Genomic DNA, 13,993 nt, shown 5'->3' on the forward strand with positions numbered 1-13,993 from the left:
CTCTAAAATTTGTTACCAATTAATATTTTATTCATCAACTCTCTCAAATAATTATATTTTGCAAGCACGTATCGGCAATCCTTATACTTATCCAAGAACACCTCTTGATCACCATTAATAATTTCAATCAAAAAAGAACGTAAATCCTCCTCTTGTGTCGGAGTTTTTACTGTCCACCAATCCCAATCTTCCAAATATGTGGTATGATAATAAAGCATTCCTGCATCTTCCGGATTGGACTCCTTATGAGGAATAGTTGTTGTCGTTAAATCTTTGTCGTATATATTCGCCCCGAAAATTTCATTCGTGATACGAAAAAATTCATTTATCTCTCTCTCATGAAACTTCATCAATCCGGCAGCCCAAAGTCGTGCCAGAACATCTGTCGAATATTTTACTCTTTCCTCTTCTGACATTGAGGCCAATGACACAACATTTCCTAAAATTGTTGTCTCTAAACCTTTATAAAAACTACTCTCTGTCCCAGACTCTTTCAACTCATCCACAACATAAAAAGACAATGGAAAAAATTTCTCCGGCAACAGAAGCAACACCTCATCCCTCAAGATCTCCACGATGTCTTTCAACGTCTCTTTATTCGCCTTATCCACTTTCTTTATTGTCAAAGTGGATGTGTGAGAAGAAATCGTGTACTCCGGCTGTAACACCTTGTAAAAAATAATTTTCTCTCCCGACATATTATATTCCCCACGATCACGCTTGCCAATCGTATCATCATAATAAATAGGAACACCATACTTTTCATACACCGTATAAATCAAATGATCTATAGGATTTTCACTATCTTCTACAACAAACCAATCTATATCCAAATCCGTCGAATTCACATCCTCACTATCGTCCGTGCATGCCCAACAGAAGCTCAAAAAACAACAGATCAGTCCCCAATAATACATTTTAATCATATTTTTCATGTTCAGATGCTATATATTCATATTTTTTACTTTCCTCTCTCTCGTTCTGTATCATTATCACGCCATTAAAAGTGATTGTATACCCTGGAATCGGTAACACCCATCCTCGATTATCAACGTTATAAGCAGCTAATTTATAAATCTCCGTCGGCACCTCTTTCGTGGTATATTCATGAACCACGTGAATAATTTCTTGCGTACTCGGGTATTTCGGACAAACAGAATACCGACGCAAATCAAACCAACGGTGTCCCTCAAAACATAACTCCAAACGTCTTTCCGTTCGAATGAACTCTATCAACTCCAACCCACTCCCAACGAACTCCGGTATTTCAGAATAACGCATTTTTTGCAAATCTTGCAAAGTATTGATTGCATCGGATTCATTCCCCAATAATGCTTGAGCCTCCGCTTTATTTAAAAATACTTCCGCCAAACGAATCATCCCCCAATCAGACACAGGCTTTACATCATTCACACCTATTTTATTAGAATAAGTTATAGCTCTCCCCGATGAACTTTCTTTAAAAAATATTTTTTTACGCAGATCTTTATCTACATATAAATCTCGTAACACGGAAGAACAACCAAAAAAATAGGTCTTCAAAAAATAAGCGGATTGTTGAGGTGTCGTATATCCTCCTTGAGAAAATATAATTTCAGAAGTAGCTAATTTCGTAAAACTAGCTGTTGGCTCCTGTCCATTCATATTAAATAAAACATATCTCGAATCCTCTAGCACACTATCACAAGCCTGTACTGCTTTTTCGTATTCACCCATATAAAGATATACCCGGCTCAACAAAGCATTAGCTGCTGTTGCATTAGCTCTAAAAACACTCGGCTGTTCAACTCCTTTCAATAAAGATGCCGCCATCTGCAAATCATGTACGATAACATGATATACACTATCAATTGGAGATCGAGAAAAATACCTATCTTCAACATAATTAGTCAATTTCAATGGAATCCCTAATGTTGTAGTTGCCGTAGCTTTCACATAAGGCAAAGCATACAGATTGACTAATTCAAAATAATTTACAGCCCGAATAAAATAAGCCTCACCTTTTATTTTATTATACAACTCATCATCCTTGAATTGATCTGCATTAACAAGAATAGCATTAGCCACAGCGATATGCTTATACATCATTTTCCATATCGGATCATCATCCTCATAATAAGGATTCGCCTCCCACTTAAAAAAGCCTAATCCGTCAGGTATTGTTGACGAAAATCGTTGCCCATTTTTTTCCCTAGCGTCATCGTCCATCACGTGAATACCTTGAAAAGCAACGCTCTTGTCCCAATACCCACTACCGGCCAATAATTCATTCAAATCCTCAAGCGAAGAAGGGTGATATTTATCCTGTGACCTTTCTTCCAAAAATTCGGAACATCCGGCTAGGAAAAAACTGATAATAATATAGATAAATTTTTTCATATCCTATTCATTAAAAAGAAACACTAAAATTCATCGAAAATGTTGGTCGTTCTGACATATTGATATTCGAAGAAGAACCTCCGAATTGCGTTGGTGCCTGTCCTTTCAGTTTTTTGTTACATATCGTAAATAAATTTGTTACTGCAAAACCAAAATAAGCGGACTTCAAATACAATTTCTCACAAAACTTCTCCGGCAAACTATAACGAAACGACAAATGCTGCAACTTCAAATAATTACCACTCACAACACGTATGTCCGCATCATTATACATCTGCCAAATATTCTCGGCAAATTCACACGGCTTCCCTTTCCACCATGGATTCAATGTTGCAGTGAACTCTTGTCCAGATATAATACCCGGGATATTTGTATAATTTTCATCTCCGGGGTATTGCCAACGTTTCAGAAACTCTCGTCGTACATTTGCCAAAGGTTGAGGAGCAATAGATGCATTACGACGGGCAACATCATTATACAAATTCAATAAACGGATTTTCGAACCCAAACTATAGGCCAAATTCAAACTTAAGACCATACGTTTAAAAGAAAACGTATTATTAAGTCCGCCTTGTAAGGTGGGAACCCGGCGACCAGAATAATCCATTACCGCAAGAAATACATCATCTTTAGACATTGCATTATAAACGTCAAGTGTCTTCTTATCTTCCCCATCAACCAAACAAGTTTCCTCTGCCCCATAAAACATAGGCCTTCCATCCGTTTCATCCAAACCTTTGAATCGATAGGACCAGAACGAATTCAACGAACGTCCTGGAACTTGTACATTTCCTTTCAAATAATCATTATACGTATATTCGTCGTGTAGAGTCTTATCTTTACGCTTCAATGCTTTATCAATCAACGTATTAACAATTCTTCCCAATTGAGGATCAAATGTCCAGCGGAAACCATCCGGATTCCCTTTTGAAACAGAACTCACGGGAGTTACTCTCAATGAGAGTTCTACACCTTGATTAGTTATCGTACCTTGATTTACCGTGTAAGAATCTACCCCATTAATTTCTGACACAGTCTTGCTCAAGAATGCATTTCGAGTTTTTTTATAAAAATAAGAAACAGATCCGTTTATCCTATTTTTTAAAAATCCAAAATCCAAACTGAAATTTACTGATTGTGTTTTCTCCCATTTTAAAAAAGGATTAGCAAAAGACACGATTGACGACGTATATTCATCAAATTGAGGATTCAAAGCTCCACGTTTCAGAATCATTTCCGGACTCTCACTACTAAGCATATTTCCTTGATAACCAAAAGAAGAGCGTAATGACAATTCTGTTAGGAATTTTTGATTAGAGAACACACTATTTTTAATATTCCAATAACCGGACACAGACCAAATGGGTAAAATCTTATCATTACTCTTATCTCCGAACGCATTAGAAGCATCCATCCGCATATTCGCATTAAAAGTATAATTCCTGTTATAGGTATAGGATGCCGTCGCATAACCCGAAATCATATTTGTCAGATTATCTGTATTCACCCCAGCAGCCAATGGGTCATCACGATACCAATTCTTTAATGTCTGATATTCTGCAAGATCCACTTGCGCCATTTGTTTGCCACGTTCCGGCAAATAACCTCTATACATCTGTTTCTTTCCCACATATCTTGAAGAGGACAATTCTCCACCAACTGCAGCTGAAATCACGTGCTTGTCATCTTGATCCAATGACTTATTATAATTAGCTTGCAAACGAACGGTGTAACTATTGTTTCGTTGATACTCGTCTGTCAATTCGCCACCAAAAGGTATTCCTGTCGCTTGTTTCCAAGCACTCTCTCCCCCGTTTATGCTAGTTAATATATAATCCTTCCTTAATGCTCTTACACGATAAGACTTCTCATTATAATACGTATCTTGATAATTATTCGAAAAATTATAAGCCAACGTAGTCGAAAGGCTCAAATTACTTGTCACACGATAGTCAACCGAAGTTGAAAAACTCATCCTATTCGTATTTATATCATAAAAAGAACTGGCAATTTCTTCTAAAATATTAAACGTGATTTGATCATTTTCATATCCCGTACGATAATAATACCATAAATTTCCATCTTCCGAGTAAACCGGCACCGCTCGACTAGTTTGATAAGCATAAGTCATAGGAGCAATATCCGATGGTTTATATTTACGCTTCTCCACGCTTCCATTCAATTTAAAGTGCACGGAGAATCGGTCATAACTTGCTGATATATTTGCAGACGTCGTGTAATTCCGATTCAACTCACCGTTTATATTCCCCTGAGCATTTGTATAACCAACAGAAACATAATAATTTAACTGAGAAGATCCTCCCGACAGATTCAACGTATGCTGGTGGGTAAGTGCATCCCTCGTCAATAAATCAAACCAATCGGTATTAACTGTTTCATAACGATTAATCTCTTTTTTCATCTCGCTAAAAGAAATTTCTCGATTATAATAATCCCGAATGGCCTTTTCATACCCCACCCATGAAGAAATATTCGGGTATGTCATTCCTCGCTCAATCAATTCCCGAGACAACTCCACACGCTCCTGTGAATTCATCATATCCACGCTTCTATCAGAATAGCGAGGACGACGAGCATAAGTCCCCGCGAAAGAATAAGACACGGACGGAGGCCCCTGTTTCCCTTTTTTTGTAGTTATCACGATAACTCCATTGGCAGCCCTTGCACCATAAATGGCTGTTGCAGACGCATCTTTTAGCACGTCAATCTGTTCGATATCTTCCGGATTCAAACCAGAAATAGCATTTCCTAGCAAATTCACAAAATCCAAATCATTCAACTGCTGAGGATCCACGTTCACGGGATCTTGTTGCACAATTCCATCTACAACCCACAAGGGTTCTTGATTTCCCAACACGGTCGACGTTCCTCGAATACGCAATCGCGGAGTCGCACCGACCTGTCCTGAATTCTGCATAAATATCATTCCCGGCACATGCCCTTCCAGCATCTTGTCAATTGTTGTAATACCAGGCACTCTGATATCATCAGCCTTAATGGATGTAATTGCACTTGTCGTCGTTCTTGCATCAATTCGTTGATAACCTGTGTTAACTATAACCTCCTCCAATTGTTCTGCACTTTCTTTCATCGTAACATTTATCGTATCTTTTCCCACGTACTTCACTTCTTGAGTTTCCATCCCGATAAAAGAAAAAAGCAACGACAACTTTTCCGTTTTCATCAATGTTAACGCATATTTCCCATCCTTGTCTGTCACTGTCCCGAGAGTTAGTCCCTTCACAATAATTGTCACTCCGGGGAGCGGGTAATTTTTCTCGTCAGTTACTTTCCCCACAATCCGAACACCGACCTTTTGACGCTGGGCAATAGAAGACAATATAATAAAATCATCCATCATCTCGTAAGTTAAACCGGACCCCACCAAAATCTTATCCAACACATCCTTCACACTAGCATCCTTAAATTCAACATTCAATTGCCGATCAACATTCAATCGTTGGTTATTATACACTACGGTATAACCTGTTTGCTTTTTAAGCTCAAGAAAAATTTCTTTGAACGTCATCTGCCTAGCAGTTAGTGTCATCGTTTTCTGAGCTACTGTGTTTGCCGTTATATTCATGATAAACGCAAACATAAAAAAAACGCTCAATCTCATAATCAGACAAATTTTTGTCAGCTTGTTGTACCCAACAAGCTTAATCTTTCGTTTTTTATTCATACTTTTGTTATCGAATTAGTTAATATTAAAAAATATTACGACTCTCCCGCAATGTGTTGCAACCACATTGTGGGAATTTTATTTTTGATACACTTTTATCCGATCTCCAAAATCCACGAAAGAAATATCTTTCGTTTTCTCTATAATCTTCAGCACGTACTTTAATTCACGATACTTCCTTACAGCTCCTGAAAAACGCATCCGTTTCACCTCATCATTAGCAAAAACAAATTTTACTTGATACCAACGTTCCAACTTAACAACTAATTCCTCCATTGGCATGTTCTCAAAATAAAAATATCCCGTTCTCCAAGCACTAATCATGCTCACATCCTCTTCTGCCAGTTGAACGTCCAGATTTTTCTTATCCATCCGAACCACATTCCCTGGACTCAACGAATAAACCTGCTTTGTCTTATTAACCGTAAAGTTTACTTTACCGGTCTGCAAGGCCACCTCTACCCGATTTTCATCTTCATAATTCATCACATTAAATGATGTTCCTAAAACCCTTATGTCAGCCTCTCCCATCCTCACGACAAAAGGTTGTTCCGGGTTAGATTTCACTTCAAAAAAAGCTTCTCCCTTCAAATAAACCTCTCGAAAATTTCCATGAAAACGAACCGGAAATTTCAATTCGGAATCAGAATTTAACCAAACATTTGTCCCGTCTGCCAATGTCAAATTATACTCTCCTCCTCTCGGAACCATTACGGTATTATAGGTGTTTTCAGTAATCGTATCTTCAGGACTCACAAAATTTCGTATTCCCTGTATCGAATCTTTTTTTAGCACAACCCCATCTCCAATTTCCAATTCCCGTTCATCCCGCTCTTTCAAAATCCATTTCTCGCCCGAAGCTAATTGCAATACTGCCACTCTCTCCCCTTGTTTGGCATCCAACAAACTTATCTCTTGCTCAAGTTTTTTACTTTCAAAATTCCGGCTCTCGTAATACACACATCCCATTACAATTCCCAAAACCAGTATCGCCACACAAGAAACCAGCCGCAACACCCGATACCGATACTTCAATCGCTCACGTTTACGCCACTCTTCCATAATTCTAGCTTTCATCACGATCGCTCTCTCTTCAAGCAAACCCAATCGCAAATGTTGACATTTTCTCAAAATCTGTTTAAAATCATCTTCATTCTCTTTGAATTCATTGACCCAAGCTTCCAACTCTTTTTTATCCTTATCGGAAATTTCTCCGAGATAAAAAGCAATTATTTGCTCAATAATATGATCGTTGATTCTATCCATAAATACTTACCCATTATTTCATTTCGTTAGCAAAGACGGAAAAATCAAAAAACGGGTGACTCGAATTGTAATCTTTTTTTTAAATCTGGTAATTCTTTTACGAACAATTCCTTCTTTATTGTTTGATTAAAAATAATCATTTAAATTTGTAAAATTATATCGTATGGAATGGAAACTCTGAACTCTTTTAATCTAAGCATTAAAGACATTTTCGACAAGCACGCAAAAAATTTGTGTCTTTATGCTCTCAATTACCTAAAAACAGACGCCGATGCTGAAGATATCGTGCAAGACGTTTTCATGCGTTGTTGGGAAAAAAAAGAAATTCTATCATCAGGCGAAAAAGTGATTAAAACTTATCTTTTCAATTCCGTCAGAAACGCTTGTCTTGACAAAATTGAAAAAAAAGACATCATGTGTTACCACATTGACATGATCAAACAAGAAGTTGTTGATGAAGAAACAAGCACTTTTGATGAAAAAATCCTTCAAGAAATCAAGAATGAACTTGCCCAAATGCCAGAACAGACACAAAAAATCATTACTCTTATTTTCATGCAAAACATGAAATATCAAGAAGTTGCCAACAAATTGCACATCTCTATCAACACGGTTAAGACTCTACTTCGCAACGGGATCAAGCATCTACGTTCTCATTTCTCAAAGCATTTGGAATTACTAGTCTTTTTGTGTAAAAAAATATAAACAATATCATCTTTCAATATTAGCTCACATTCATTAATTTCGTGAAAATTTAATCAAAACCTTGCTATGAAAAATACATTATTCATCATTACACTATTATTACTTTCATCCTCAATCTGTTCTGCCCAGAACAAGTACATCCCCTCCAAGGAAAACCTCGAAAACCGGGAATGGTTCAGGGATGCCAAATTCGGGATGTTTATCCACTGGGGAATATACAGTATGCTGGCAGATGGCGAATGGGTGCTGACCAACAAAAGCTTGAATGAAGAGGAGTACCAAAAACTGGCCGACGGATTTTACCCATCGAAATTTAACGCTGACGAATGGGTTCGTATCGCCAAAAATGCCGGGATGAAATACATTTGTTTCACCTCCCGCCATCACGACGGCTTTTCAATGTTCGACACGAAACAATCGGATTACAACATTGTTAAAGCCACTCCTTTCAAACGGGATGTGATCAAAGAACTTGCCGAGGCTTGCCAAAAACACGGGCTCAAACTATTCCTTTATTATTCCCACATCGACTGGCATCGCCCGGATTACTACCCGTGGGGACGCACGGGACGGAACACGGGACGTACCCCTTCCGGCACGTGGGAAGATTATTTGAAATTCATGGATGCCCAGTTGACCGAATTGCTCACCAACTACGGCCCGATCGGCGGTATCTGGTTCGACGGCTGGTGGGACAAACCCAACGCGGATTGGCAACTGGAAAGACAATACACCTTAATTCACCGTCTTCAACCGGGATGTCTGATCGGGAATAATCACCACAAAGCACCTTTTGACGGGGAAGATTTTCAGATGTTCGAACGGGATCTACCGGGACAAAACAAAGCCGGCTACTCCGCCGATGCAGAAATCAGCGCCTTGCCGTTAGAGAGTTGTGAAACGATGAACAACACGTGGGGATATAACATCAACGACCGGAACTTCAAATCCACGAAACAACTCATCCACACGCTGGTGGGGGCTGCCGGAAACAACGCAAATTTACTATTAAACGTGGGTCCCCGTCCGGGAGGAGATTTCCCCGAAGGATCAGTAATCCACTTGAAAGAAATCGGTGAATGGATGCGCGTCTACGGCGAAACCGTCCAAGGCACCCGTGCCGGAATCATTCCTCATCAAGAGTGGGGTGTCACGACCCAAAAAGGGAATAAACTCTACGTCCACATCCTAAACTTGAACAAAGACCAACTTTTACTCCCGATCACGAATAAAAAAGTGAAAGCCATCGTGCATTTCAAAGACAAAACTCCGGTGAAATACACGAAAACGAAAGAAGGAATTTTATTGCAATTAGGACAAGTTCCCACAGATATCGATCACGTGTTAGAGATCACTTGGAAATAATTCCAGGTTAATAGGGAAATAAGCTGCCACAAACAGATCACAAACGTGTCCCCCACGTTTCATAGTCGAATGATGAAACGAATTTGTATTGCCAATTACACGATTGTTTTTTCTTCGTGGCAGCTTATTTCCTTATGATTTCGCCATAAAAACGCGATTAATTTATTCGGAATCTCGTCGTCAACCGAATATCCGACGAGGATGAGCCTATTAAAACCGTGAAAAAGCCCGGTTCAACCACCCAATTCAGCGACAAATCGAGAATTTTCAGGTGTTCTCGGGTTAGGACGAACTCAACCGTCCGGCTCTCTCCCGCGGCAAGCGACACCCGGCGGAAAGCCTTGAGCTGCATGAAAGGAGTAACTACCGACGCCTGTTCATCTCGCAAATATAATTGGACCACCTCATCTCCGACACGATCCCCCGAATTTCTCACATCTACCGAAACCCGCACCGAATCTCCCTCTACACGCATTTTCACCCCATCGTAAGCAAATGTCGTGTAGCTCAACCCGTACCCGAAAGGGTATAACGGAGCAGCAGTTCCTTCCACGTAATCCTGCCGCCCGGCAGATTTATGATTATAATACACGGGCAATTGCCCCACGTGACGAGGATAAGACAACGGGAGTCGCCCGGCTGGATTATAATCCCCAAACAACACGTCCGCTATCGCCCGACCACCTTCACTGCCCGGATACCAAGCCGTCAATATGGCCAGAATATGCTCCGCCGCCCAGTTTAATTCCAAAGGACGTCCCTGGATCATGACCAACACGATCGGTTTACCCGTGGCATACAACGCTTTCAATAATTCCAGCTGTTTGCCCATTAACGACAACCCCGTCCGGTCAAATCCCTCTCCCGACTCCATATCGCTCACTCTTCGCGCATTCGTGATGGCGGCACCAGTCTCCAAGAAGTCTGTTTCAAAATCCCGTGCACTGGAACCACCCAAAACAACCACCACGACGTCGGAATTCTTTGCCACCTCGCAAGCCTCCTCGATCGACGTGTTCAACGTGTCGCGCACGGCACACCCTTTCACGTAACGGATTTCGGCCCCGGGCAACTTTTGCCGGATACCTTCGAACACGGTAATCACCGAACCGGGAGCCTGCGGTGCCGTATAGTCCCCCAGTTGGTTATAAACATTATCGGCATTCGGACCGACAATCGCTACCCGCTTCACTTCCTTTGACAATGGCAATAATTTATTTTCATTTTTCAACAACACGACAGATTGACGAGCCACCTCTCTCGCCACTTCCCGATGTTCTGGCGTGCCAATCTGCTTTCCCGCCTTCTTCACCTCCACGTACGGATTATCGAACAATCCCATTTCAAATTTTAATCGCAAAACGCGACACGCGGCCCGATCAATGTCAGCTTCTGCCAATCGTCCCTCCCGGCAAGCTTTCACCAATCCGGCAGCGAAACAATTTCCCCCCAAATCGGAATCCACTCCCGAACGTAAGGCTAGCATCCCGGCCTCTTCCCGATTGGCAGCCACTCGCTGCGATACCAGCCCGTCGATCGAATAGAGGTCTGAAACCACGAATCCCGAGAATCCCCACTGCCCCCGTAACAGTTGATTTGTCAAGAAAGGGTTTGCCGTACAAGGAATTCCATCCACCTCGTTATAGGCCGTCATCAGCGACAAAGCTCCCGCTTTCACGGCCATTTCAAAAGGGTAGGACAATTCCGTCAATAATTCCCGCACCCCCACGTGTGCCATTCCGGCATTATGTCCGCCTTCAGGTACCCCGTAAGCCGTGAAATGTTTCAACGTGGCGATAACATTTTCGCCACTCCCCACGTCTTCTCCTTGTAACCCTCGGACATAAGCACTTCCCATGCTCCCGCTCAAGAAAGGATCTTCCCCATACCCTTCTTCTACCCGGGACCAACGTAATTCCCGGGCAACATCCAGCACGGGCCCGTAACCGATATGTCCCCCTTGCAAACGGGCCTCCAAAGCCACGATCCCGGCCGCCCGTTTCTCCAGCTCCGGGTTCCACGTGCTCGCCCTCCCGATAGCCGTGGGGAACACCGTGGTCCCGATGGCCATGTGCCCGTGCGGACACTCTTCCGCCAGAAACAAGGGAATACCCAAGCGGGTACTATCTTGAGCATAACGTTGCATGAGATTCGTCATTTCCGCGGCTTCTTCCGGAGATAGACCTGTTTTTAACGTTTTTCGCGTCCACGGGTCAGCCCGTAGCGTCGCCCAAAAGCACCCGATATGACGATTTTTCAGGTCAGACCGAAACAAGTCGGTCAACCGGACCTGACCACGTTCATCTTTCTCGTAATAATTCCATCCCAAGGTATGAGCCAATTGCCCTACTTTTTCCTCCAACGTCATTTGTCGGAGCAAATCCTGCAGACGCACCTCCATGCTCTCTGCCGGATTCTCGTAAGGGTCCAGCTTGCCGTTCTTGTTCAAATCCCGAAATCCCTTCCCGCTTTTCTTGTAAACCCCATCACCGCAAACCGAAATTGCCGGGAGGAAAAACATGATAAATAACCAAATTTTCTGTTTCCGCATAGCAATACATTATTAGATTAAACACAACAACACAAATTTTAAACCCAAATATAGACAAAAGTCTCTTTTTTCCTTCCTTTTTTTCGTAACTTAGCACCCGTATAACTAAAATACATAGATTATGTTTTCACAAGATGAATTTAAAAAATATGCCACCAAGCATAAAGGGATTAGCAGCTTGAACCTTCACCGGTTCGAGTCTGCCGTCTCTAGCTATATAAATCCGACCATCATCGAGGAACGCCAGCTGAACGTGGCAAGCATGGACGTGTTTTCCCGGTTAATGATGGACCGCATCATTTTCCTCGGAGTGCCTATTGATGACGACGTTGCCAATATTATTATGGCACAATTGCTATTCCTGGAATCGGCAGATCCGAGCAAGGATATTCAAATTTATTTCAACACCCCGGGTGGCTCGGTTTACGCCGGATTAGGTATTTACGACACGATGCAATACATTCAATGTGACGTGGCAACCATCTGTACCGGGATGGCCGCATCCATGGGTGCCGTACTGATGACGGCCGGGACAAAAGGGAAACGTTCGGCATTGCAGCACTCGCGCATCATGATCCATCAACCGATGGGGGGAGCTCAAGGACAAGCTTCCGACATCGAGATCACGGCTCGCGAGATTATGAAATTGAAAAAAGAACTTTACCAAATCATCGCCGATCATTCCGGAAACCCGATCAAGAAAGTAGAAAAAGACTCTGACCGCGATTACTGGATGACGGCAACAGAAGCCAAAGAATACGGGATGATTGACACAGTATTAATTCGGGAGCACAAGTAATGCAAGACAAATGTTCATTTTGCGGAAGATCGCGCAGTGAGGTCGATCTTCTGATTTCCGGGGTAGACGGTTTTATCTGTGATATGTGCGCGCAACAAGCGTATGACATCGTGCAGGAAGAACAACGAGGTCACTCTACCCCTCTTGATATGGATCACATCGAGATCAAAAAACCGATCGAGATCAAACAATTCATGGATCAATACGTCATCGGGCAAGACGAGGCGAAAAAGCATCTCGCCGTGGCTGTTTACAATCATTATAAACGGTTGACACAGAAACATTCCAATGATGACGTGGAGATCGAAAAGTCAAATATCATCATGGTCGGACGCACGGGTACCGGGAAAACGCTGTTGGCCCGCACAATTGCCAAAATGCTACACGTGCCGTTCACCATTGTCGATGCAACCGTGTTGACGGAAGCCGGCTACGTGGGCGAAGATATCGAATCGATCCTGACCCGCCTGCTACAAGCTGCCGATTATGACGTGGATGCTGCCGAGAAAGGCATCGTGTTCATTGACGAGATTGATAAGATTGCCCGTAAAGGAGACAACCCGTCCATCACACGCGACGTGAGCGGCGAAGGGGTTCAACAAGGGTTGTTGAAATTACTGGAAGGTTCTATCGTGAACGTTCCCCCACAAGGCGGACGTAAACATCCTGACCAAAAGATGATCCCCGTGAACACGAAAAATATTCTGTTCATCTGCGGGGGAGCTTTCGACGGGATCGAGAAGAAAATCGCCCAACGCCTGAACACGCAGGTTGTCGGATTCACGGCAAGCAAAGAAACTGCCGTTCTGGACAGGGATAATATGTTGCAATACATCGCACCGCAAGACTTGAAATCCTTCGGGTTGATTCCCGAGATCATCGGTCGTCTTCCGGTACTGACCTACTTGGAACCGCTGGATCGTCAAGCCCTGCGCAACATTCTCACGGAACCCAAGAATGCCATTATCCGCCAGTACGTGAAATTATTCGAGCTGGATAACATCACGCTGAATTTCAACGAAGAGGTCTTTGAATATATCGTGGACAAAGCTGTTGAATTTAAACTGGGAGCCCGCGGACTACGTTCCATTTGCGAGGCGATTATGACAGACTTGATGTTCGAGATCCCCTCTCAAAATTGCGAATCGATCACGATCACCAAAGAATACGCCGAGTCAAAGATAGACCGGCTGACAGCACAAAAGTTACGAGCTTAAAGAAG

At 42.3% G+C, this 13,993-nt stretch carries 9 protein-coding genes; 4 read left to right on the forward strand and 5 right to left on the reverse strand.

All coding sequences use genetic code 11. From position 1 onward, the window contains the following. Window positions 1-2: 2 nt before the first annotated feature. The 4 genes from D8S85_RS09390 to D8S85_RS09405 form a co-directional block, all read right to left on the reverse strand. Window positions 3-935: a hypothetical protein gene (locus D8S85_RS09390; protein ID WP_106480486.1), complete on the reverse strand. Its 933-nt coding sequence runs from the start codon at window positions 933-935 to the stop codon at window positions 3-5. Continuing rightward, complete coding sequence (locus D8S85_RS09395) at window positions 919-2,379, reverse strand: RagB/SusD family nutrient uptake outer membrane protein (protein WP_106480487.1); 1,461 nt, start codon at window positions 2,377-2,379, stop codon at window positions 919-921. The genes D8S85_RS09390 and D8S85_RS09395 overlap by 17 nt, the downstream gene beginning before the upstream one ends. Window positions 2,380-2,389: 10 nt before the next feature. After that, window positions 2,390-6,022: a SusC/RagA family TonB-linked outer membrane protein gene (locus tag D8S85_RS09400; protein ID WP_240648923.1), complete on the reverse strand. Its 3,633-nt coding sequence runs from the start codon at window positions 6,020-6,022 to the stop codon at window positions 2,390-2,392. Between the two features lie 141 nt (window positions 6,023-6,163). Continuing rightward, window positions 6,164-7,351: a FecR domain-containing protein gene (locus tag D8S85_RS09405; RefSeq protein WP_127074998.1), complete on the reverse strand. Its 1,188-nt coding sequence runs from the start codon at window positions 7,349-7,351 to the stop codon at window positions 6,164-6,166. A 168-nt stretch (window positions 7,352-7,519) separates the two neighbouring features. Here D8S85_RS09405 and D8S85_RS09410 point away from each other — a divergent pair, with 168 nt between their 5' ends. Together D8S85_RS09410 and D8S85_RS09415 are read left to right on the forward strand one after the other, a co-directional pair. Further along, window positions 7,520-8,056 (forward strand): RNA polymerase sigma-70 factor, encoded by a 537-nt coding sequence (locus tag D8S85_RS09410; RefSeq protein WP_127074999.1) that lies wholly within the window; start codon window positions 7,520-7,522, stop codon window positions 8,054-8,056. Between the two features lie 66 nt (window positions 8,057-8,122). Next, complete coding sequence (locus tag D8S85_RS09415) at window positions 8,123-9,421, forward strand: alpha-L-fucosidase (RefSeq protein WP_106480490.1); 1,299 nt, start codon at window positions 8,123-8,125, stop codon at window positions 9,419-9,421. A 157-nt stretch (window positions 9,422-9,578) separates the two neighbouring features. On the opposite strand, the gene D8S85_RS09420 is transcribed toward D8S85_RS09415, so the two are convergent. Next, entirely contained in the window at window positions 9,579-11,972 is a 2,394-nt protein-coding gene (locus tag D8S85_RS09420; RefSeq protein WP_205702823.1) for a glycoside hydrolase family 3 C-terminal domain-containing protein, read from the reverse strand. A gap of 121 nt (window positions 11,973-12,093) precedes the next feature. Here D8S85_RS09420 and clpP point away from each other — a divergent pair, with 121 nt between their 5' ends. Both clpP and clpX read left to right on the forward strand, forming a co-directional pair. Then, complete coding sequence (gene clpP, locus D8S85_RS09425; protein WP_106480492.1) at window positions 12,094-12,771, forward strand: ATP-dependent Clp endopeptidase proteolytic subunit ClpP; 678 nt, start codon at window positions 12,094-12,096, stop codon at window positions 12,769-12,771. Beyond that, the gene (clpX, locus tag D8S85_RS09430; RefSeq protein ID WP_106480493.1) at window positions 12,771-13,988 is read left to right on the forward strand and encodes an ATP-dependent Clp protease ATP-binding subunit ClpX; all 1,218 of its coding nucleotides are present in this window, start codon (window positions 12,771-12,773) and stop codon (window positions 13,986-13,988) included. Before clpP ends, clpX begins: the two co-directional genes overlap by 1 nt. Window positions 13,989-13,993 lie beyond the last annotated feature (5 nt).

Source organism: Butyricimonas faecalis (assembly GCF_003991565.1).
GTDB classification, from domain to species: Bacteria; Bacteroidota; Bacteroidia; order Bacteroidales; family Marinifilaceae; genus Butyricimonas; species Butyricimonas faecalis.